17 protein-coding genes and 3 pseudogenes are annotated in these 20,650 nt (G+C 56.4%); 7 read left to right on the top strand and 13 right to left on the bottom strand.

The genetic code is table 11. The annotated features are described in order from the left end of the window. The first annotated feature begins 150 nt into the window (after window positions 1–150). Window positions 151–423 (top strand): hypothetical protein, encoded by a 273-nt coding sequence (locus AC3IX4_RS17935; protein ID WP_489256749.1) that lies wholly within the window; start codon window positions 151–153, stop codon window positions 421–423. Window positions 424–1,106: 683 nt separating this feature from the next. Here AC3IX4_RS17935 and AC3IX4_RS17930 read toward each other — a convergent pair. Together AC3IX4_RS17930 and AC3IX4_RS17925 are read right to left on the bottom strand one after the other, a co-directional pair. Further along, window positions 1,107–3,206, bottom strand: coding sequence for a lipase family protein (locus AC3IX4_RS17930; RefSeq protein WP_489256748.1), 2,100 nt, complete (start codon window positions 3,204–3,206; stop codon window positions 1,107–1,109). Window positions 3,207–3,272: 66 nt separating this feature from the next. Then, a complete protein-coding gene (locus AC3IX4_RS17925; protein ID WP_489256747.1) occupies window positions 3,273–4,115 on the bottom strand; it encodes a hypothetical protein in 843 nt (280 codons plus the stop codon). Between the two features lie 617 nt (window positions 4,116–4,732). Here AC3IX4_RS17925 and AC3IX4_RS17920 point away from each other — a divergent pair. Beyond that, window positions 4,733–5,005 carry a hypothetical protein gene (locus AC3IX4_RS17920; RefSeq protein WP_489256746.1) on the top strand — a complete coding sequence of 91 codons (273 nt, stop codon included), beginning with the start codon at window positions 4,733–4,735 and terminating at the stop codon, window positions 5,003–5,005. A gap of 194 nt (window positions 5,006–5,199) precedes the next feature. Here AC3IX4_RS17920 and AC3IX4_RS17915 read toward each other — a convergent pair whose 3' ends face one another. Beyond that, window positions 5,200–5,424, bottom strand: coding sequence for a hypothetical protein (locus AC3IX4_RS17915; protein WP_489256745.1), 225 nt, complete (start codon window positions 5,422–5,424; stop codon window positions 5,200–5,202). Window positions 5,425–5,931: 507 nt separating this feature from the next. Between AC3IX4_RS17915 and AC3IX4_RS17910 the strand changes: the two genes are divergently transcribed. Continuing rightward, window positions 5,932–6,411 carry a hypothetical protein gene (locus tag AC3IX4_RS17910; RefSeq protein WP_489256744.1) on the top strand — a complete coding sequence of 160 codons (480 nt, stop codon included), beginning with the start codon at window positions 5,932–5,934 and terminating at the stop codon, window positions 6,409–6,411. A gap of 210 nt (window positions 6,412–6,621) precedes the next feature. Here the strand turns inward: AC3IX4_RS17910 and AC3IX4_RS17905 are convergent, their stop codons facing one another. Beyond that, window positions 6,622–7,746 carry an AI-2E family transporter gene (locus tag AC3IX4_RS17905; RefSeq protein WP_489256743.1) on the bottom strand — a complete coding sequence of 375 codons (1,125 nt, stop codon included), beginning with the start codon at window positions 7,744–7,746 and terminating at the stop codon, window positions 6,622–6,624. 282 nt (window positions 7,747–8,028) lie between these two features. Here AC3IX4_RS17905 and AC3IX4_RS17900 point away from each other — a divergent pair. Then, window positions 8,029–8,349, top strand: a pseudogene (locus AC3IX4_RS17900) (recombinase family protein); the annotation flags it as partial. Between the two features lie 176 nt (window positions 8,350–8,525). Here the strand turns inward: AC3IX4_RS17900 and AC3IX4_RS17895 are convergent. After that, a pseudogene (locus AC3IX4_RS17895) lies at window positions 8,526–9,899 on the bottom strand (transposase). A 474-nt stretch (window positions 9,900–10,373) separates the two neighbouring features. Here AC3IX4_RS17895 and AC3IX4_RS17890 point away from each other — a divergent pair. Next, on the top strand, window positions 10,374–10,610 hold the full coding sequence (locus AC3IX4_RS17890; RefSeq protein WP_489256742.1) for a hypothetical protein: 237 nt from the start codon (window positions 10,374–10,376) through the stop codon (window positions 10,608–10,610). 459 nt (window positions 10,611–11,069) lie between these two features. After that, window positions 11,070–11,729 carry an SH3 domain-containing protein gene (locus AC3IX4_RS17885; RefSeq protein ID WP_489256741.1) on the top strand — a complete coding sequence of 220 codons (660 nt, stop codon included), beginning with the start codon at window positions 11,070–11,072 and terminating at the stop codon, window positions 11,727–11,729. 201 nt (window positions 11,730–11,930) lie between these two features. Here the strand turns inward: AC3IX4_RS17885 and AC3IX4_RS17880 are convergent, their stop codons facing one another. The 5 genes from AC3IX4_RS17880 to AC3IX4_RS17860 form a co-directional block, all read right to left on the bottom strand. Next, window positions 11,931–12,341, bottom strand: coding sequence for a hypothetical protein (locus AC3IX4_RS17880; RefSeq protein WP_489256740.1), 411 nt, complete (start codon window positions 12,339–12,341; stop codon window positions 11,931–11,933). A gap of 1 nt (window position 12,342) precedes the next feature. Beyond that, entirely contained in the window at window positions 12,343–12,810 is a 468-nt protein-coding gene (locus AC3IX4_RS17875) for a hypothetical protein (protein WP_489256739.1), read from the bottom strand. Window positions 12,811–12,993: 183 nt separating this feature from the next. After that, window positions 12,994–13,674: a hypothetical protein gene (locus AC3IX4_RS17870; RefSeq protein ID WP_489256738.1), complete on the bottom strand. Its 681-nt coding sequence runs from the start codon at window positions 13,672–13,674 to the stop codon at window positions 12,994–12,996. Window positions 13,675–13,694: 20 nt separating this feature from the next. Beyond that, window positions 13,695–14,804, bottom strand: coding sequence for a DUF3616 domain-containing protein (locus AC3IX4_RS17865; protein WP_489256737.1), 1,110 nt, complete (start codon window positions 14,802–14,804; stop codon window positions 13,695–13,697). 43 nt (window positions 14,805–14,847) lie between these two features. Further along, complete coding sequence (locus AC3IX4_RS17860; protein WP_489256736.1) at window positions 14,848–15,489, bottom strand: glycoside hydrolase family 19 protein; 642 nt, start codon at window positions 15,487–15,489, stop codon at window positions 14,848–14,850. A gap of 248 nt (window positions 15,490–15,737) precedes the next feature. On the opposite strand from AC3IX4_RS17860, the pseudogene AC3IX4_RS17855 reads away from it, so the two are divergent. After that, a pseudogene (locus AC3IX4_RS17855) lies at window positions 15,738–16,076 on the top strand (transposase); the annotation flags it as partial. A 276-nt stretch (window positions 16,077–16,352) separates the two neighbouring features. On the opposite strand, the gene AC3IX4_RS17850 reads toward AC3IX4_RS17855, so the two are convergent. Genes AC3IX4_RS17850 through AC3IX4_RS17840 form a run of 3 tightly spaced genes read right to left on the bottom strand, consistent with a single transcriptional unit; the run spans window position 16,353 to window position 20,558 of the window. Then, a complete protein-coding gene (locus AC3IX4_RS17850; RefSeq protein ID WP_489256735.1) occupies window positions 16,353–17,795 on the bottom strand; it encodes a DUF3336 domain-containing protein in 1,443 nt (480 codons plus the stop codon). A gap of 59 nt (window positions 17,796–17,854) precedes the next feature. Further along, complete coding sequence (locus AC3IX4_RS17845) at window positions 17,855–19,366, bottom strand: WS/DGAT/MGAT family O-acyltransferase (RefSeq protein WP_489256734.1); 1,512 nt, start codon at window positions 19,364–19,366, stop codon at window positions 17,855–17,857. A 52-nt stretch (window positions 19,367–19,418) separates the two neighbouring features. Then, window positions 19,419–20,558, bottom strand: a complete 1,140-nt coding sequence (locus AC3IX4_RS17840) for an acyl-CoA dehydrogenase family protein (RefSeq protein WP_489256733.1) — start codon at window positions 20,556–20,558, stop codon at window positions 19,419–19,421. Between the last annotated feature and the right edge of the window lie 92 nt (window positions 20,559–20,650).

The raw sequence follows: 20,650 nt of genomic DNA, 5'->3' as shown, positions 1-20,650 counted from the left end.
CGGGCACCACGTTATGGCGGCTGTGCGTGGGGCACCTTCGGGTGCGCTGGTTGCTAGATACCGGTCTGCTAACCCGCGTACAGTCGCCACCTTAAATTCGTTTAGCAGCGGACCAGGTGGCGCTTATCTAGCTTGTCAGGAGCACTATCGATGCCTGAATTCATCCCGCTCTACTGTCCGACCACCGCACCTGCCGTTCTCCACCTCGACGCCAAAGCCGACCTGCTCGACCTTGTGCTCTGCGCCAGTCAGCGCGTAAACCTGGGCCGCGACCTGCTCAACCACCTGCCATCGAGCACCGAAAAAGCCGACTTATGGGCCGCGCTCGACGCCGCTGCCTTGCTGGTAGCCGAGGGCGCAAAAGTATTGGAAACCATCGAGTCAAGAGTGGTTGCCCTACTGCCTCAAACGCCCCCCCTGTAGAAGCAGGCTTTAGCCGCGATGGGTCCCGCAGGGGCCCCAATGGTTAGGCCTGCTGTGCAAACCATCGCGATGCAGACGCCACGGTGTATCTGGCAGAGCGCGGTGAAGCTATCGTGAGCAAGCTTTACTCCCACGCCAATCTGCGTTCACCCCGCTATCGAGCAGTGAGCTTTTGATCTTGTGGGAGCCAAGCTTGTCGGGGCGCCGAACCGTCGCGATGCAGACGCCACGGTGTATCTGGCAGAGCGCGGTGAAGCTATCGTGAGCAAGCTTTACTCCCACCCCGATCTCCGTTCACCTCGATATCGAGCAGTGAGCTTTTGATTCTGTGGGAGCCAAGCTTGCTCGATGCAGACGCCATGGTGTATCGGGCAGAACGCGGTGAAGCTACCGGTCGCCGGTAGCTGCAGAGAAGCTGGCCGGCACGAAGACCTAAACGGGTGTCCAAAATCTCTTGACCGATTCAATTCATCCGCGAATAGGGGCACCGCGGTGTATCTGACAAACCGCGGCGCCTCTATTCGCTGATGAGCCGGAGTGCCGGACCAGCACTCCCACATGGGTTCTATACGCGACAGCGCGGCGCCGGGGGCGGCAGGCTCCTACAGTTCATTTCAAGCGTAAGTGTGGGGTTTATCATCAGTTTGAGATACAGGGCTGCTTACAGCCCTGTATCACCTTGCTTAGACGCTGAAGTGTTGCTCAACAGTCGATTGGATCTTCGCCTGCCGAAAGGCCTCCCGGTTTTCCGCAAGGTCCAGCCACTCGCCGATGAGCGCGTGAAGCTCATCGCTCGCAGTCAGATCTCCAAAAACATCCTGCCATGTCAATTGGCGTTGGCCCTGCGCAGTCAGTCGCTTTTGCGCCCGGTTCAAGCCTTTTTTCTGCTTTAGTCGCAACGTCTCCATTTCAACCAGCCCCTGTTCGAACAACGTGCGTAGTTCGATTTCGCCCATTTTCTCCAGGCGTGGCTGGGGTTGCAGGCGCAACTTTTGCCGAAACTGAACGTAGGTAAGGGGGATGGGCTGGCTCATGGCTTCCTGCAAAGGCTCGATTTGCCCGCCTAATTTCTTGCGCTCCCTTTCGGTAAACAGCTCGCCACCGCGATGCATCACGCTGGTGTGCCAGCGCAGCAAAGTGGTCAACGCGCCCCGGCTGTACCCACTGTTACTGGAGTGCTGGTTCACCGAGGCCAACTGCACCAACAAACCTTGGCGCTTGGGCATATCGCCGTGAAGGTCGATATCCCCCGTGAACTCAGCGCACATCTTCTGTTCGATGGCGGCGCACCCGGGTTGCCAGAGGATCGAGCTGAAGCCGTTGGCGTTTTGCTTGCGTGGCATGAAATGCCATTGCTCGCCATGGTGCTCGTAATTATCGCCACGCAAGTTCATCAGTCCGCCCAAGAACAGCGCGGCGCCTAACAAGGGGGAACCCACGGAAGCGACCAGCATCAGCGTGCCGGGCAGCGCTAATTTCCATTCGGCGTCCATCCAGGTGGAAGGCACGCCGGGCACCAGGTCGTTGTGATTGACGATGCGGTGATGGGGCAGATCGGCAGCGGCTTTGACAAAGGCACTGTCGCCTGCGCGGGGAGAGCCGAAGGTGTAGAGCTGAATATCGTCCGAGTATTTGCGACGAAGCCATTCAGCCAGCAGAAGGGCAATGGCGCCTCCCAGGCTGTGGCCGCAGACCAGGATGGTTTGCTCTTTTCGGTGAAAGGCTCGCATGTATTGGTCAATAAATTCCTTTGCTTTGACGAAGGCATCATGAAATCCGCGGTGGGCCTGACCCAATCCATCCTCATGGGGAACCTGACGCGCATCCATGTCGCGCAGCGCGTCGGCCACAAGCTCTGCAGTCCCGCGAATGGAAATGATCACGAACTTGTCGTTGTGAGTAATAAAACCCTGGGTATCGTTGTCGTCGTTGAGGAAATGGACCTGCTCTGGGTACTCCCAACCCGAAGCGGCTTCTTTTTGATAGCGCTCCCGGTCATAGGGCACGACTTCCAGTCGTTTGGAATAGGGGACTTCTTCGCAGAGCAAGTGATAGGGGCCGGCACTTTCAAACAGCGTGGGCTTTTCTAGATGGGCCAGTTGGTTGTGCAAGACGGCGCCGATACAGCCGGGTACCTGATAGGGCGGCGGCTCGGGGGGCTGGCTGGCAGAGCGCTTTTTATGAAACGGCGCATAGCTCAAGACCGACATCATCGACAGGTGATAGGCATTCAAGGCGCAGAACGCTTTGTCCCGTGAGAACAACGGGCTGTAGGCACGCAGAGCTTTAATTTCAAGAAGAGTGTGCTCGTTTGCCATCAGGGCAATGCCTGGTCGCTGATTGGACCGTCCGCAGACTTCTTTAAGAAATGAAGAGGGACGAGGAAAAAGAGAGGTATCAGTATCAGGTAAGTGAGCTGCTGCATCGGGTTTGACGAAGTCGCGTACTTCAACTTGGTAGAACTCGGCCTGTTCATTTTCGGCGCGTTGTTTGGCGAGGTAGGTTTTACCGTTGTCGCGAGGGCCTGAGGGGGATTGTTCGGCGACGACCTGAAGGGCTGTGAGCGGGATTTTGAAATGTTTTCGAATCTGTAGCTCGTCGTACCAAGGGTCCACTAAGCCTTGGTAAGGCATCGACAAATCGAGAACCAAAGGCCCGCAATAAAAATTTTCGATTCGGGCATAGCCCTCATCGTCCAGATAGCCTGAGTAGGACTCGCCCAGCCGGTCGTGAAACGTATAGCCAAGACCTGCATAGGGCGAGCTGCTGCCATGTTCATCCACCAGTCGAACGCTGCACCAGTAGCCGCGTTTGGGGCAAGTTTCCTTGATATAGAATGTCATCCGTGTTTACTCCGTGCAGCCGGGATAGACCGTGCAGGTCTGTCCGTTCATTTGGAAGGTTTTGAAAGTCGGCGGGTTTTGGCATCTGATCCAACCACCTTCCTTGGGTAGGCAAGGTTTCCAACCATTGGGAAACTTGACCCAAGTGTCATCGTGGGAAGGCTCTTCTTCTGGATTGACCGAAATCGCTAGCTTCACCGTCTTACCGGCCAGTTGATCCCATTGCAGATAGGCTCCGGCACCTTTGCAGGTCAATAACTTCTCGAGCTCTCCAAAGCGAGACTTGGCTTGGCTTTGCTGAAAAAGCCAATCACACCGCCCCCTGATTTGAAGTGCGTTGTTCGAGTCGAACCCTGGCGCGCCTTCGGGAAGAATGTCCAGGATACGAAGCCCCCCGCGACCAAACGTCTTCTGCCAGTCCTGATCGCCATGCCGACCTCGAATCCTCAAATCAATGGCCGCTAGTTGCATCTTGCAAAGACCAACGCTGTAGCTCAGTGGGATGTTGAACTTGAAGTTGTGTGGCTGGCCCTGGATGTTGCTTTCGTAGGACTGCACATGGCTGCGCTCTGCCTTGTTACTGCTTCCAAAACGCTCGACCTCACAGCTTGCACTCGGCGTGATGGGGGCGTAGCGAGTTATTGCTTTAATCCCGAACTGAGTGGGCAGCTCTCCCGCAAAGGTGAAGGTGTCCCAGCCGTAGCGGCCGGTGGCAGATATCGCACCTTCCTTGGCGAGTGAGCCGATCACGCCGCAGGCGCTGAGGCTGAGGGCCGCGATGCCAAGACCTGCTAGTTGTATGTATGAAGTGATTCGCCAGAAGGCAGGAGGGATGTTGGTTTTGATCATGGACTCTTCCAGTAGGACCTGCGCTTCCTGAGTGTCATCCGCAATGGAGCATGCGGATTTGAGTGACGTGGGATAAGCAGCCAAGGCTGGTGGAATCGATGCTCTTCGTATACGGACCATTTCCCAAAGTTGAGCGGGAAATTTCCCAAGCGGCAGGTAAACTCCTGAATCTAGATGCATGTGTGAGCGGCTTTAGCCGGAATGCCGGACCATGCGAATGAACGATGACGCGCAATGCCTGGAAAACCGCGGTGTTTTCATTCGCCAATAGCCTCGCCGCAATCACGATCCCTGCGTGATATCCCGCTCCCGCTCCCGCGCCGGGGGCTGTGTTGTGGACCACTGTTGCGTTACCGCCCTTGCAACGCTACTCTGCGCCCCGTCGCTGCACATCAGCGATCGGGTTTAGCAGCCCGCTCAACTAATCGCACAGAACCGTAACCGTTCCGTGGGCTTTTATGTTCCCGGACCCTGCGTTATGGCGGCTGTGCGCGGGGCACCTTCGGGTGCGCTGGTTACTAGTTGCCGGTCTGCTAACCCGCGTACAGTCGCCACCCTAAATTCGTTTAGCAGCGAACAAGGTGGCTCTTAACTAGTTTTAGTGAGGAGCACTATCGATGTCTGATTTTATCCCGCTCTACTGTCCGACCACCGCACCTGCCGTTCTCCACCTCGACGCCAAAGCCGACCTGCTCGACCTTGTGCTCTGCGCCAGTCAGCGCGTAAGCCTGGGCCGCGACCTGCTCAACCACCTGCCACCGAGCACCGAAAAAGCCGACTTATGGGCCGCGCTCGACGCCGCTGCCTTGCTGGTAGCCGAGGGCGCAAAAGTATTGGAAACCATCGAGTCAAGAGTGGTTGCCCTACTGCCTCAAACGCCCCCCTTGTAGGAGCAGGCTTTAGCCGCGATGGGTCCCGCAGGGGCCCCAATGGTTAGGCCTGCTGTGCAAACCATCGCTGTGGTCCGGCACTCCGGTAAATCGGAACGCCGAACCGCCGACTCCTACAGTTCATTTCAAGCGTAAGTCTTGGGTTTATCCTCAGTTCGAGATACAGGGCAGCTTGCAGCCCTGTATCACCTTGCTTAGACGCTGAAGTGTTGCTCAACAGTTGACTGGATCTTCGCCTGCCGAAAGGCCTCCCGGTTCTCCGCAAGGTCCAGCCACTCGCCGATGAGCGCGTGAAGCTCATCGCTCGCAGTCAAATCGCCAAAAACATCCTTCCACGTCAATGGGCGTTGGCCCTGCGCGGTCAGTCGTTTTTGCGCCCGGCTCAGGCCCTTTTTCTGCTCTCGTCGCAACGCTTCCATTTCATCTAGCTCTTGGCCGTTCATTTGGAAGGATTTGAAGAAAGGAGGTTGCTGGCAGCGAGCCTATTTCTCGGTTCCGAGGCAAGGTCGCCACCCCGCCTCAGATTTGATCCATCTGTTTCGCATGTACGGTCTTTCGTCTGGATTGACCTCAAACTGCGAAATTGCACCCTACTTGACCACCCGTTTGCATTGCATATGACCCCCATTTGCATTCGACCTGACCAGTCATGTGCACCGTATTTGATCAGCAAGATTCGTGCAGACATGACCGGCAGAGAAGGCCAAGAGCCGCCGGTGGGCGGAGCGATGGCGATTGAATAGCTATGCTGAGTCTGTTGCCGGAACTGATTGAGCAGATTGGGCTATCCGTTCGTGGCGTATAACGTTCTTCAGTGGCAGCCAATGTCACAACGCCTGGCCTAGTCAGGGCCCGGAGACCTAACCCTTCGGTGCAACGGACTGCGTTCGGCAGCCGCTAAACTCAAACATCAGGGCTCGTCAGCAATGTCACCACTTGCCAATCTCGTCCAAATCCTAGCCGGCCTTCTTGTCACGTTCTTGCTCGGCCTGACGGTCAAGCTGTTGTTGACGCATGCGACGAAGTCAATGTCTCTGCCACCGCCAAGCAGCGCTCTAGCCAGCGAATGGGCGAGGGTGGTGTCTGGGAACGAAGGCGGCAGTGTGCTGGGCTTTTTAGAGCGTTTTCTGTTCTTCTGCGCTTTTTTGGCAAATGCTGATGTAGTAGTGGCCGGTTGGCTTGCCTTCAAGGTCGCATCAAAGTGGAACGCTTGGACAAACGTCGTCTCTGTACCGAAAGACATCCTGGGTGTCGACCCCATCGGTTTCTTAATCGCCCGTCGTAGCTGGGCGTCACACCTTCTCATGACGTTTCTCGTCGGCACGCTAGCAAACGTAATCGCGGGGTTTCTTGGCGTCGTTGTCGCACGCCACGGTTATGCACTGGCGATGAGTATTCTATGCTGAGACAGACGAGCCCTATAACCCTACAGTCGAGGGGATGCTTCACGATGAAGCCGCGTACCGCCCCTCACTTCCACGTTAGGAGTTCAGACGCTAGTGTTTTGCGAGCCTAATCAGGTTGATCCGCCCCCACTTATGCTCGCATCCTGGCCTCCTCTACGGGACGCCTGCGGTTAACCGATTGGTCTAGTTACCGCTTCACGCCCTGAGTCGTTAGCGGTCTGACGGGTCCGCCATGCCTTCGACAGGTTCGTCAAGCGAGCGAGCTTGCGGCGGGTCCTGTACCCACTGCCAGAACAGCTGATAGCCTACTGCCAGTGCTACCGGCCCGATAAAAAGTCCGAGGATGCCGCTGGTGACCATGCCCCCGAGGGCGCCGATCAGCACCACTGGCATGGGCACATCGACACCGCGACCCAGCAACAATGGCTTGAGGACATTGTCTACTAGCCCGGCAACGAAAACATAGATGGCGAAGACGATGGTCGCTGTGCTGGCACCCTCGGTGGCGAAAACGAAAGCGATGACCGGCAGGGTAATCAGCGTGGCCGGAAGCTGCATGATGCCGATCAGCAACACCGCCAAAGCCAGCAGGCCAGCGCCAGGGATGTCCTTGAGCACGAAGCCGATGCCAATCAGCAGCATCTGGATAAAGGCGATGCCGACCACCCCTAACGCTACCGCCCGAATGGTGGCAGTGCACAGTCCAGAGATTTGCGGTCCTTTGATCGGCCCGCTGATGCGCGAAGCAATCTGCACCGCACTGCGGCTGCCGCTCTCGCCATAGGCCATGAAAATCCCGGCGATTATCAGGGCGAAGATGAACATGAGGAACCCCATGCCGACCCCGGCGAGCTTGCTCAACAGGCTCAGGCTGATGCCCTTGATTTGCGGTATGTACTTCCCGGCTAAACCGGGAAGATCGGTCGCGGCCTGCAACCATATGGCATACAGAGGCTTGCCCACCAACGGCCAATCGGCGACTGAAGCGGTCGGTGGAGCAATGTTGAACTCACCGTTCTTGATCACGATCATGGCACGCTCGACGGAGTCGGCAATCGAGATGCCCAACAAGTAGATGGGCACCATGAGGATTGCAATGGCGACCAGTACGATCAGCGTCGCAATGCGCCCCTCTTTGTAGCCGAGCATGACTTTGAGCCGTCGTTGCAGCGGATAGAGGGTGATCGCCAGGATCAGCGACCAGAGCATCAGGTCTCGGAATGGATGGAAAATTTCGAAACAGAATATTGCCATAATGGCGATCAGCCCGGCGCGAATCAGGACATCAAGCAGGCCTTGGGAAAACGCCTTTCCGGAACTGGGCATGGGCTCCATTAATTGTCTCCTTGCAGTGTATTGCACAGGGATGAGGTCGGTACGGCCAGCATAGACCCCTTCTGCGAAGCCCATCGCGACTCAACCTGGCTTGCACAGCGTCACGGTGGTCGAAACAACCGGGCACCCGTTGTCCCTAGGTGTAACGACCTGCAAACGAAAACGTTCCGACCTGCAATCAGCGCCGTTTTCGACCAGGATTAACTACGACTGTCCGGCCCGGCAAACCAGCGTTAGCTGCGAATGAACCTGCATTGAAAGGTGCTCACCGGCCACGGTGCGGCCATCGACACTACCACTGCGGCGGGAAAGCTGGTGTTCGGGATCTTCGCGGCACTGGCAGAGTTCGAGCGGGAGTTGATTTCCGAGCGGACGGTCGCCGGGCTCGTCTCGGCGCGTGCTCGCGGCAGAAAAGGGGGGCGCCCGTTCAAGATGACCGCTGCCAAACTACGCCTGGCGATGGCGGCCATGGGGCAGCCGGAAACCAAGGTGTCGGATTTGTGTGAAGAGCTGGGTATTACCCGTCAGACGCTCTATCGACATGTCTCGCCCAAGGGCGAGCTGCGGCCTGACGGAGCGAAATTACTGGAGAGAGTCCAATGAGTGGCTCAGAACGGCCGATTCTGTTGAAAAAGTCGGATTTTCAACTCACCAGAACTCAGGCACGACCACCCCCCGGAGAACCTACTCACCACATTGAGTGGTTTCTCGGCCCTTCGTTGACCTTTGCTGCTCTGTTAGTGGGTTAGTTTGAGGTTTTTTGCTTCGTGCAGGCGCACCTATCCCGTAGAAGGTGGCCCTTGAGATGTAAGTTTGGCCAGACGTCGCAGGTTCTGTACCGCGGCCGCCAGCGTGAACTCATCGGACGCGCCACTCATGCCGCGTAGTCGCAAGCGATCCAGTTTCAGGATGCGCTTGAGGTGAGCAAACAACATTTCGACCTTCTTACGTTCGTGGCGAGAGCGCACGTACTCCGGCGTCGCTGCAATGCGTCAAGCCACATCACGAGCGGCTTCATGGACGCTGCGGACGATCTTGCGAATCGGAGTGTTCGGGCAGCACTTGGCTTTCATCGGACATATCGCGCAGTCGGTCTGTCTGGATCGGAAGATGATGGTGTTGGCTTTTGTGACGTGCGAACGCTCGTTCTTGAAGGCACGCCATTCGCTGCGTAATACGTTGCCGGCCGGGCAGCGGTATTCCTCAGTCTCTTCATTCCAGTGGAAATCGTTGCTCGAGAAACTGTCGTTCTTGCGCTCGGTTTTGTCCCATACCGGCACATGCGGCTCGATGTCTTTTTCCTCCACCATCCAGGCCAGCATCGGCGCTGTACCATAAGCGGTGTCGCCAATGAGGCGTTCCGGCTTGATGTCGAACTGCGCTTCGACCCGCTCGATCATCGTCTTGGTGCTCTCGACTTCTGCGGTTCGATGAGCCGGTGTGGGTTCCACATCCATGATCACGCCGTGCTCGGTATCGATCAGATAATTCGTAGAGTAAGCGTAGAAAGCTGGGCCGCCTGGAGCAGCGGTCCAGCGGGCCTGAGGATCCGTCAGCGACAGGCGCTTCGGTAGCGTTTCGGCCAAAGCCTCTTCATCGAGGGCTTCAAGGTACTCACGCACGGCGCGGGTGCTCAGGGGCGGATCGCTCCAGTTGACCGGTTCATCACCCGGTACGCCGCGCTGCCGACTCGCATCCGCTTTGATGATGCTGGCGTCCACGGCAAAGCCTTCGCCTTTAACCAGGCCTGCGTCCATGCAGCGACGCAGCACTTCATTGAACAACCAGCGAAACAGATCACTGTCTCGAAAACGGCCGTGTCGATTTTTGGAAAACGTCGAGTGATTAGGGACTTCATCTTCAAGGCTCAAGCGGCAGAACCAGCGATAAGCCAGGTTCAAATGGGCCTCCTCGCACAACCGCCGCTCTGAGCGAATGCCGTAGCAATAGCCCACGATCAGCATGCGAATCATCAGTTCAGGATCAATCGACGGACGCCCGATCGGGCTATAAAAATCGGCGAGGTAATGGCGCAGGTCGCTCAGATCGAGACACCGATCAATGCTGCGCAGAAGGTGATTGGCGGGGATGTGATCTTCAAGGCTGAACGAGTAAAACAGTCGCTCCTGCCCACTCGATAACTGTCCCATCATGCTGTGTGATCCCCCTCCGGCCAATGGATAGATTTTGCCGGAGGCCAGTCAGGGGCGCTACTTTTTCAACAGAATCGGCCAAAAGGTCATCCGATTCGTTAATGCCTACGGCTCATTTGTGTTTACCAAAAGCCCAGTCAGAATCAAATCTGATGAGGAGCTTAGCCTCGTAAGCCTGGAAAATCTGCGCTATTAATAGCTGCCCACCAGCTTCTGGACTGGCCACACTTCCTCCTTCAGTCGCACCATCCACACTGTGCCAATCCTAGGCCTCTGGGCTTACTCGTTGAGAATTTTGTTTTGGTTGGCGAAGCGAGGAACCTTCCAACTTTCCGTACTCAGCACCTTCCAGTTTTGGTGATACCCGTACGACCATCGACTCGGACTCGATGGCAATCACCTTTAATCGAACAAGGTATGGATATCTGCCCGTAACAGCAGGCCCCTGGCAACCCCGACAAACTGGTCTATGTGTTGGAGTGCGCCCTTAAGGCGAATGCTTGGGATCTGGAGCAACTGCACCCGAAATTCTATGCGTTGTACATTTTGAATTACCTCAACCAGACGGCATTCAAAACGTTCGTTGATGAACAGCTGTTCACCCTGGACCTTGTTCGACTGGAAGATAGCGAACGGGTCGGTGTCGAACAGGCAGAAACGGATCCAACATCCGCTGGTTATGCCCGTCTAGTGGGGCTTGGACAGCTTTGAGGTACGTTTTTTAGGTACGTCAAGGGGGGCGCCCCATCGACCGCGCATTAATAGAGACGGTGTAAGAAGGGCAAAAGGCTAAACGGGCTACAAGCGCTCACACGCGATCCTGGGAATGCCCCCGGTCGTGGAAGCTCAGTAACAGCCCTTATAGCTTTGGCTTAAATGTTAAACTGACCAGCGTGCGCTGTCGACCGGTTCCGGGAGAAGTGGGTCATCGTTTTTGACGCATATCAGAGACAAGAATGGCGGCAGGCGCTATTATTATTGGAAGTTCGCTTTTTAGAGCTGTGGCTGGAATGTATCGGAACCCGTTGGGCTCCCACAAGGCAGGTGCAACCAAGTTCTGTTTGCGTCTAACATTAATTTAAACTGACATGCCCACAGTGTCCGCTTAAATCAATCGTCAGCCACCGCAGATGCACTAGTTTTTCGTCGAAAAAAATAATGGAGGACACCATGGACTCAGTTGAGGTGGCTGTCGCGTTAAAGTCTTTGCAGCAAGAAAACGCGAGCCTAAAAATACTACTCCGAGAACTAGAGGATGCCACTCGATTCAAGCGAGAGCAGGAACTAGTTGAGTCAGCAAAAGCAAATTTAACTGGGTGGGCAAAGCGGATTGCCGCAGTATTTACATTAGCCGCTACTGTCTTGGGTGTCTCAACTTTTTTAAGCGCCAGAGATGCTGCCGTCTCTACGTTTCAAAAAATCACAGAACCTAAGCTTCGACAGATTGTCACTGAGGAGATGCTGCCTCAGATCAAGAGGCAATTGGAGTCTGATGCCGCTAGGCGAGTCGACGAGTTCACCTCAGCTGGCACAAAGCAGTTCGATCAACAAATGAATGTTCTGTTCGATGACTTGGCTAAGTATGCCCGAAACAACAATTTTCCAGAGCCCGAACGGCCTGTAGCTATTGATGCACAAGCCAGACCGATGAGTGGCTACGTTCTCAAGGCGTTTCTTACACATTCGGTCGACGATACTTACTTAATAAACACATTTCGCCTAAATGTCCGAGATGCGCCTGGGGGAACAATCATCGGCCGCCAAGTACAAAACGCTCGAGTAAAAATAACCGAGCACCAGGGTGACTGGGGGCGAATAGAGGTGCAGTAGCGACTGCTATGCAGTTTCTATCCTCCCATACTAGTCGATTGCTGACAGTCGTGAAGAGCAGAAATCGACCATTGCGGTCAGTTATATGCGCTTAGGCTGGTTAATTTAGGTTAGTCTCGCTCGTTGTCACCGCTGCAATACCCGCGTTCGCCGCCATTCTGTGCGATATGGAATCAAGGCAGAATGGCGGTATTGACGTCATTACAAATGCCATATTTCCACAGAGTCGTACAAATTCTTCTCCGACTGTATCGACAGGTGGAAATGGTGCGAGTGCGGGTTCTTTCCGTTGTAAGGCCTCCAGACCCAAGGCTTAACGGCTGAACTGATAATTTGTTTGTTCCAAATGATGTACTTAATACGTACATCTTTACTTGCAATCAGTGCCATCACTATCTGCTGTGCGTCGCAACCATCCACTGGATCATGAGTGATGTCGATGGCTGTAACAATACCGATAGGCCCTTCCTTTACCCACGGATTATGATCTGATGTTGAGGCCGCATGTGCGGCATCCCCAATAGTTCCGTCATTGGCCTTACTTCGCTTGGGTGCTTTAATGTCTATTTGCTGACGAAGCTGGATAAGACTCTTAGCTACACGCCAGGTCATTTTATCTGTCCTCCACGTTATAGCATTCATTTGACGAGACTCGCTCACTTCCAATATTGAAGTCAGGTAGAACGCCAGAAGTTTGAGTCGCAGGGTCGGATTGTATTGAGCGCACCTGCTGTTTCTTCAGTTCTTTAACTTGGAGCAGGTAACTAAGAATAGCATTCCAGAAGGCTGAGCCACCACTTGCAAGCAGGCCTATCGAAACAATCGCTATATTGTGACCCTTTATGTTATTGAGACTCTCCGCCAGTATGGGCGAAGCGAGGAACGCTGTAATAACTCCTGCAACAACAGCGAGGATCTGTAATGCCGACTTTCGGCGCCCTTCAGTTACAGGGTCTCCGTGCGCTTCATTTAGCCACGGAATATACCCTTTCACGATCTCAACAAGTCTTTCTGATGCAATGCTTACCGCAAGCAACAGACCGACAATGGCTTGTATATCAGGCGAAATAACATCAGACATCACTAGCCCTCCATGTTATAAAATGCCCACAGCGAAACTGAACCTTGAAAGCGTGCTCTAGCAGGTCCGATCACTATGCTGCTTGCGAGAATTACATGAGATATCCGCGTTGCAGTTTTAACTTTTATCATGAGCCCCCCCTGTTTTATATCTCTTGATCACGCCTACCGAATGACGAACCCATTAATTTCCTTGTGGAATACTTGGCACGGCAATTTCGTATACAATACATGCAGACCTAGCTTTCATTAGTGCATCACGACGTTCATCGAACGTCTTGCTTCCATCACTAGCTACCGCTATAGTCTCGTCGATTTTTTGAATTATTCGATTTCGAGTCTCTGCGATTGTTGAGCCACTCAGGCCTGAGGTTTTTAGCGACTGCCCTGCGAAATTTGTAGCCCCAGCCCATCCACCCAGGCTGGCTATTGCAGCTGCGTTACCACTAGCACTAGCAGCTGTTAGGCCAGGAACCAGAACCGACCCTGCAATGAGACCGCTCATTGAAAGCCAGTACGCCTTTTTGGCCTGTTCAACGGACACTATTTCATATCCTGATAAGCGTGGGCGGCAGAACTCCAAGACCTCACTGAGTTTATCTTCTAATAGCACTCTATTTTCTTCAGCAAGTACCGCTGGTGGCTTCCCTGTTATTTCTACCACGGAAAAAGTTGACGATATTGACCTGTTCAGACTCGGCTGCGGGTTAGTGGTACAGGCCAAGGGGGTCGCTACAAGAAACAACCCTATAATCTTCGAGCCCAATTGTAGCGCCATAGAGTATCTATAACAGCGAGAAACAAGACGCTCAGCAGGCCTTAAAATATCTTTATGAAGTAAATACATGATTGTTCTAAATGGCATTGCATTCCTCTAGCTGCATGCTAATTTAGGATGAACACGTCACCTTCCACATCCGTATCGCCGTGTTTACGACTCTCCGCCGCAGAGTCGTAGACGATCAGCAGAACCTCTCCAGCCTGCCCAGCCTGCCCAGCCTGCTCACCCGGGTCGAACAGACACATGCCCTCAGCGTGATCGTCGCCTTGCCCGAAGGGCACCTCCAGCACCATCTCCAATTGATCGGTAAAGACCACGCTTTCCTCGGCGGACGCGAAACCACCGCGCCAGCGGAAGACCGTTACCGGACCGTCCAAGTCCATGGTGGGCCCCGCCAGGATCAGCAGATCGTCGCCGCTCGTGCACAGGTCACGCACACCCAGGCCGTTCAGCGCGAAGAAGTGTTTTCGGTAGCGGCGCCCATCCGGACCGATTTTCTTGAGCACCAGCGTGTCAGTCGAGTCGGCGCTTATCTCGGGCTCGATCTCTAGTAACAGAGCCCAACCGCGAATGACCGGTCCACGTAGCCCCAGAAAAAGGCGCGAGCCGATCACCGCCAACCCTTCGATATCGAAGCCGTTGTCTTTACCCGGGATATATAGAAAGTCGCGTAGCTGACGATCTTTAGCAATTTCCTTGGTCAGGTCGTTACTGTCCCTATCGCCATGTAGCTGCGCTGCCGTAAGTCCATCGGTATCCACTTTTCTGGCGAGTACATAGCCGTCGTTCTGCTGTACCACAGGGATGCGGGCGAGCATAAAGCGATTACCATCCGCCTCTACCGTCGATAACCGATTGATATTCTTCTGTGCAGGTCTGTCGACCTCGGCCTTCTTGCGCTTCAGGCTATGGGAGCCCGCCACCCAGAGGTAACCACTGCCAGGGGCATAGGCCAACCCCTCGATATCGATCTCGGTGTCTTGCGTCGGTATGGGTAGGTCCAAATACTCCAAGAGATTGAACGAACGGTGCTCATCGCACATCACCACTTCGCCGCGCGCAGCGCCCTGAACTTTCAGGCGTTCCAGACTCGTAGTTTCGTCGTTGGCCACCCAAAGTGTGCCGCCAATTTGTAGAGCGACCGAAAGGCCATCGCGCAACGAGGCAAATGCCGGGTCAAAGCGCAGCATCGCAGCAGTGATTCGATCGCTCATGATGGCTCTCCTCTCTTCTTGTCATGGCGTTCACGGCGGATATTCAGAACCAGATTTTCCGCGTCTTCTTCGTCCAGTCCTTTCGCTCGTCCAAGCCGATTGCTCCACCATTGATAGCTTTGGTCACTTCGGTGACGCTGTCCCGGTCCGCGTACTTGTTACAACCGCTAGCTTTCCATTTCGCCGCGGCAACGTGCAGGCACCACTCAGGGCCCAGCACCGCGTCCGGATCCATAACGAAATCAGGGGCAGACGGCATCCACTGGCGCAGCCAGGTCGTGACATCACGGTAACCTTCCTTTCCAGTGAGTTGCAGCAACCCCCTCCCGCGGTACTTGAAGCCTTCGCCGGGCTGATCGTTTCCCAGCCGTCCGCCGTATACCACTTCGCCCAGTTTTTCTTCGTTGTAGGCGTACTCCTTGGGCTCGAGTTCCCCCCCTGGTTTGAACCGCTTAGGCCACACTTCCGGAAGGCGATTGGGTGTGTAGTAGAGCGATTCCCATTGGATCTTTAGCGCGCCGCTTTCGTGGAGCACCTGAGCCATGAAGTGGACGACGCGCAACGGGTTATCGCTGATTCCATAATGATCCAGGATCGGTTGCCCCACATCAAAAGCCGTGCTGTAACTGGAGCGAATGTTCGGCGCTAGTTTCCTGATTTGAGCCAGCATGACGATGACTGTCATCGATGCCTTCCTTGCGAGTGCTTGCGAGTGTTTTCGGAAGTGAAGAACCTGTTGTGGAGGCTAGTGACTGTCCGATGATAATCAAGGCTATCTGTTAGTATGTTTTCTCACAGTTGATAGAGCGCCGGAGAATAATCCTAGCGAGCAAAAAGTGATCAAACAGGATGGTTCTGATTTGTTGAGAACGCAGGAACCGAAGATGATGCTGATTGCGTAATGAGCGGAGGATCAGGAACGGGCGTTACACCCCAACCTTCCAACGCGGGGACTTTAGAAACAGCGATGCCTTTATCGCCTTCCTGGGAATGGATTTGAAAGTAGCTAAATCGGGACAAAAAGAAGGTCGTCGCTGTTTAACCAAGCGAGGCGACTCAGAAGCGCGTCGACTTTTGCACAATGCTGCCATGTCTGCCAGTCGAACCGCAGCATTGAAAGAATTTTATGAGTATTAGCGGGGGCGCGGCTTCAGCACGACTCAAGCCTTGGTCATGCTTGCCCGGAAACTGGCGCAAGTCGTATTCGCCCTGCTGAAAACCCAGAGCGAATACGTATCTAAAGGCAGCTTGAGGGCTTCTCCTCAACCATAGAATCTCCAACAGGGGTGCGGCGAGCCCCGAAGGCCGGTTATGGCCGCTTACTACCGGCCACAACAGGTGAGTATCGTCCAACAGCTTCTGGCAAATCTTGATCATCCGATTCACCTGTTCGTCGAAGCACTGAATTTAGATGCATGTGTGAGCGGCTTTAGCCGGAATGCCGGACCACGGAATGCCGGACCACCGCTCCCACATGAGTTCTATACGCGACAGCGCGGCGCCGGGGGCGGCGGGCGCCTGCGGATCACGGGATCCTGACTGACGGGTTCACCGCCGAACATCACCTCGTTGCGCAAGAATACGGTCCAGTGTCCTGCTGATGGCCGTGCAGTTTCGAACCATCTCCATGCGCGCCCATGTGGCTTGCTCACCTTCGTGCACGATCTGTTTCAGCGCCGGCAGCGGCATGGGCGCCAGCAGTTTCATGGGGTTGTGCCAGCGTTTTGCGAGGAAGATATTGATGTCGGCGGTGTAGTCCTGGGCCAGTACGTTGTAGCTCAGGTGTTGCCAACGGCTGAGGGTCGGATGGCGCAGGCGCAGGTGGTCTCGGCTGAATTTCAGCACACTGGTTGCAAGGTTTCTGCTGAGCTTGAGGTGCTGGTTAAACGCCGTTTGTAGCAGCCCCGGGCGAGCGTCCGGGTTGGGCGTGAAGAGCAGCGCGGCCGGGTTGGCCATGCTGGAGATGAAGTGGTTGACGCCATACAGCCGCCCGAGGCGCTTGGCCGGCAGGTCGTCCATAAAGGAGCCATCGATCCACTGCAGTTCAGGCAGGTACGGCACCTGGGCGCCCGTGACGTCCCGGGCCTGTAGCGTCACGGCGGGGTAAAGGCCGGAGAGGGCACAAGAGGCCATCACCGCCGAGCGGATCAGCACATTGGGCGCGGTGATCGCGTTGAGCAAACGAGGTGCCTGGTGGGGTTCCAGGCCGGTGACCGTGATGTTCAAGCGACGCCCGCTCAGGCGCCAGGCTTGATCGAAGGTCAGGTCAGGAATGACCCGCTGCAGATAATCGCGCAGGTGGCTGCTGTCGAGCGGGGGCTTGCCGTTGAGCAACCCCGGGTATTGCCGTTTTGGCGGCGCGACTATCGCCAGGTTTTCTGGCCGCAGTTGTTTGAGCAGGTCGTGGTCAGCATGGGTGCAGGCGATGGCCGCCAGGATTGAGCCGGCACTGGAACCGGAGATGATGTCCGGCAGTAGGCCTTGTTCGAACAGCGCCTTGAGCACGCCGGCATGGAAATACCCCAGCACGGCCCCCCCACTGAGCATCAGCGCCGAACGGCCGAAGCAGTGGCTGGCGCGCCGAAAAAAATCGTCCTTTTCCGCCCGCGTAATGATTTTTTCGTCGGTCTCGTCGATGGCGCAGAGTGCCTGGCAGACTTCCTCGATGTACTGGTGGATCAATTGCTTGGTGCCCCGCAAGGCCTGGCTGTACAGCTCGGCCTTGCCCATGCCGGCAAGGTTGCCGTGGATGCCTTCATTGAGGGCGAACATCAGGCCGGGGTAGTCGCGGGCGTAACGCAGGCTGCGCAAGCGCTCCAGGCGTTGACGGACCGTGCGGTGGTCGTAGGTGTCGCACGGTTCAATGTGTCTCCAGTGGTCCAGGCCGGTGTGCTGGTCATGGGCGGCGGCGTACTCCGCCCACTGCTGAAAGTGCTGTGCCTTTTCCATCTTGTTTTGCAGGTGCCTGGCGGGCGAGTGGAGCCAGAACATCGGGTGATCTCCCTAATGATTGAAAGGCGCCATCGCCAGCGATGGCGCTGAGTGAGGTGTCAGGTGGGTTCCGGCTCAGCCTCTTGAGCAAGGGCCGCTGGACGTTTGCGGGCATTGGCGGTTTGGGCGTTTTTTGCCGGGGCCTCGACGGTTGGCGTCTGGCCCAGGGCCAGATACTCCTCGGTCGATTGCCGGATGCAGTCGATGTAGACGTCCATGTCCGGGAGCACCTCACGATCGGCCATGACGCCGAGGGTAAGCTGCCCGTAAAGTCCGGTGATGCCATGGCATAACCCCACGCCATCGAGCACCGGCACGATCGGATAGATCGCCAGCAATTGCGCCCCGGCGATGTATTTTTTCCCGGAGCCGCTGGCAGGGCCCGGCACATTGGTGATGAGGGTATTGAACAGTGGCAGGCGCTTGCTCAAGCGGACCTGGCCTTGCAGCCAGCCATTGAGCATACGCAGCGGCGCAGGCACCAGTTCGCCCAGGGAGGTGATGAGTTCATGGACCACTTCCTTGGCCAGCGGACCACCGCGTTGTGTACGTTGGGTGACAGAGGCCAGGCGCTCCAGGGGATCGCTGATGTCGGTGCCCATGCCGATCAGCATGACGGAAATCAGGTTGCCCATATCCCGAGTCGCGCTGTCTGGACGAATCGACACCGGGCACAGGGTGACCAGTGATTGTTCGACCGGCAAGGCCTCGCGGCGTATCAGGTAGCGGCGCAGGCCGCCAGCGATGATGGCGATGATCGTATCGTTGACCGTGGCACCCTCCACGCACTGGCGGATTTGCTTGAGGTCGCGCAGTTCCCAGTTGAAACCACCGTAGCTGCGGTGCGGCGAGATCGTGACATTGAACGGCGTGCGCGGCACGCGATGCTGGTCCGGTCTGGATTTGCCCTGCAAGCGGCCGAGCAGCTGGACGCTTTTACGCGCCACGCTGACCCCGGCGCGGACACTGCGCCGACCTTGCCCCATCAGCCGGGGCAGGGTATGTGCCCACCGCTGGGCCTGGCTCGGCAGGCGCTCGCGGTAGGGCGTTTGATACTGGGAAGGGTCGTGTTCGGGCTGGTCATCCATCAGCAGGGTGGTGAGTTCAACCCCGGACTTTCCGTCCACATACGCGTGGTGCAGGCGCAGCATCAAAGCGAAGCTGCCGGGGGGAACGCCCTCGACATTGTTCAAGCCTTCGATGATGGTGATTTCCCAAGGCGCGCGCTCCATATCCAGGGTGCGGGACATGGCGCGGGCGGCGAAGATGCACAGTTGGCGCCAGTCGCCGGGTTGTGGCAAGCCAACGTGGCGGATGTGGTATTCCAGATCGAAGTTCTTGTCTTCAACCCAGTAAGGGTCGTCCAGGCGCAGCGGCGCGTGTTGCAGGCGACGGCGGAACAGCGAGGTGGTGCTCAGCCGGTTGTTGATGTACTGGATGATGTCCTTGTGTCGTACCAGCCCGTTGGGCGCGGTGCTTTGATCGCATAGCCACAAGCCGCCGATGACCATGGGTTGATGCGGCGCATCGTAATAGAAAAACTGTGCATCCAAGGGGGTCAGTTGCTTCATGTGGGTTATCCGGGTTGGGGTTGCTTGAAGCCTGCAGCGGGCATTCGTGGGGTCACAGCTTGCGGGCGATCAGTTCACGCATGACTTCACTGGTGCCGCCGTAGATGCGATTGACGCGCATGTCGACAAAGGCGCGGGCGATCGGATACTCGAGCATGTAGCCGTAGCCACCGTGCAGTTGGACCATGTCGTCAAGGGCCTTGCCCAGGGTTTCGGTGGCATACAGCTTGGCGATGGCCGCTTCTTCCAGGGTCAGGCGACGGCGCATGTGTTCGCCCAGGTAGTAATCGACCATCAGCCGCACGGCGGTGGCCTGGGCCTTGATGTCGGCGAGCTTGAACTTGGTGTTCTGGAAGTCCCACACGGTCTGGTTGAAGGCCTTGCGCTCCTTCACGTACTCCAGGGTCTGTTCGAGGCAGGTCTCCAGGCGTGCGGCGGCGGAGATGGCGATGGAGAATCGTTCTTGAGGCAGTTCGCCCATGAGATAGGTGAAGCCTTTGCCTTCTTCGCCGAGGCGGTTGCTCACCGGCACGCGGACGTTATCGAAGAACAGTTCGGACGTGTCAGCGGCCGGCTGGCCGACCTTGGCCAGTTTGCGACCCCGCTGGAAGCCCGCGCGACTCGCCTCTACGGCGATCAGGCTGATGCCCTTGGCGCCAGCCTCTGGATCGGTCTTGCAGACGACGATGACCAGGTCGCAGGTCAGGCCGTTGCTGATGAACGTCTTGCTGCCGTTGATCACATACTCGTCACCGTCGCGCACGGCGCTGGTGCGCACGGCCTTCAGGTCGCTGCCGGTACCCGGCTCACTCATGGCGATGGCGAGGATGATCTCGCCCGAGCAGATGCCCGGCAGCCATTGCTGCTTCTGTTCTTCGCTGCCACAACGATTGATGTAAGGCGCGATGACGTCGGAGTGCATGCCGAAGTAGGCGCCACTCACGCCGGCCCGGGCGAACTCTTCGTTGAAGACGGCACAGTGACCGAAATCGCCGCCGCCACCCCCGTATTCGATGGGCAGCGTGATGCCCAACAGGCCTTCGCGGCCGGCCTTGAGCCAGGTTTCACGGTCCACCTGACCGGCTTCATCCCAGGCGGCCTGGCGCGGCAGGCATTCGCGCTCGAAAAAACGCCGCGCAGTGGTGCGAAAGATCTCGTGGTCATCGCGCAAGACCGTACGGTGAATAAGCATCGGATTCTCCAGGTTGTCCGCAGAGTGCGGGCGCTACCAAGCAAAGTGCTTGGCGTGGAGAATGAATGTAGTGGTGAACAGGGGGGCGGACT

The sequence above is a fragment of the Pseudomonas sp. KH_021 genome (assembly GCF_057838865.1).
This window is presented reverse-complemented; position numbering and strand designations above follow the sequence as displayed.

What these genes read in the sequence shown, in the direction of transcription:
- AC3IX4_RS17935 (WP_489256749.1), top strand. Translation starts at nt 151, where the DNA reads ATGCCTGAATTCATCCCGCTCTACTGTCCGACCACCGCACCTGCCGTT.
- AC3IX4_RS17925 (WP_489256747.1), bottom strand. Translation starts at nt 4,115, where the DNA reads ATGATCAAAACCAACATCCCTCCTGCCTTCTGGCGAATCACTTCATAC.
- AC3IX4_RS17920 (WP_489256746.1), top strand. Translation starts at nt 4,733, where the DNA reads ATGTCTGATTTTATCCCGCTCTACTGTCCGACCACCGCACCTGCCGTT.
- AC3IX4_RS17915 (WP_489256745.1), bottom strand. Translation starts at nt 5,424, where the DNA reads ATGGAAGCGTTGCGACGAGAGCAGAAAAAGGGCCTGAGCCGGGCGCAA.
- AC3IX4_RS17910 (WP_489256744.1), top strand. Translation starts at nt 5,932, where the DNA reads ATGTCACCACTTGCCAATCTCGTCCAAATCCTAGCCGGCCTTCTTGTC.
- AC3IX4_RS17905 (WP_489256743.1), bottom strand. Translation starts at nt 7,746, where the DNA reads ATGGAGCCCATGCCCAGTTCCGGAAAGGCGTTTTCCCAAGGCCTGCTT.
- AC3IX4_RS17885 (WP_489256741.1), top strand. Translation starts at nt 11,070, where the DNA reads ATGGACTCAGTTGAGGTGGCTGTCGCGTTAAAGTCTTTGCAGCAAGAA.
- AC3IX4_RS17880 (WP_489256740.1), bottom strand. Translation starts at nt 12,341, where the DNA reads ATGACCTGGCGTGTAGCTAAGAGTCTTATCCAGCTTCGTCAGCAAATA.
- AC3IX4_RS17875 (WP_489256739.1), bottom strand. Translation starts at nt 12,810, where the DNA reads ATGTCTGATGTTATTTCGCCTGATATACAAGCCATTGTCGGTCTGTTG.
- AC3IX4_RS17870 (WP_489256738.1), bottom strand. Translation starts at nt 13,674, where the DNA reads ATGCCATTTAGAACAATCATGTATTTACTTCATAAAGATATTTTAAGG.
- AC3IX4_RS17865 (WP_489256737.1), bottom strand. Translation starts at nt 14,804, where the DNA reads ATGAGCGATCGAATCACTGCTGCGATGCTGCGCTTTGACCCGGCATTT.
- AC3IX4_RS17860 (WP_489256736.1), bottom strand. Translation starts at nt 15,489, where the DNA reads ATGACAGTCATCGTCATGCTGGCTCAAATCAGGAAACTAGCGCCGAAC.
- AC3IX4_RS17850 (WP_489256735.1), bottom strand. Translation starts at nt 17,795, where the DNA reads ATGTTCTGGCTCCACTCGCCCGCCAGGCACCTGCAAAACAAGATGGAA.
- AC3IX4_RS17845 (WP_489256734.1), bottom strand. Translation starts at nt 19,366, where the DNA reads ATGAAGCAACTGACCCCCTTGGATGCACAGTTTTTCTATTACGATGCG.
- AC3IX4_RS17840 (WP_489256733.1), bottom strand. Translation starts at nt 20,558, where the DNA reads ATGCTTATTCACCGTACGGTCTTGCGCGATGACCACGAGATCTTTCGC.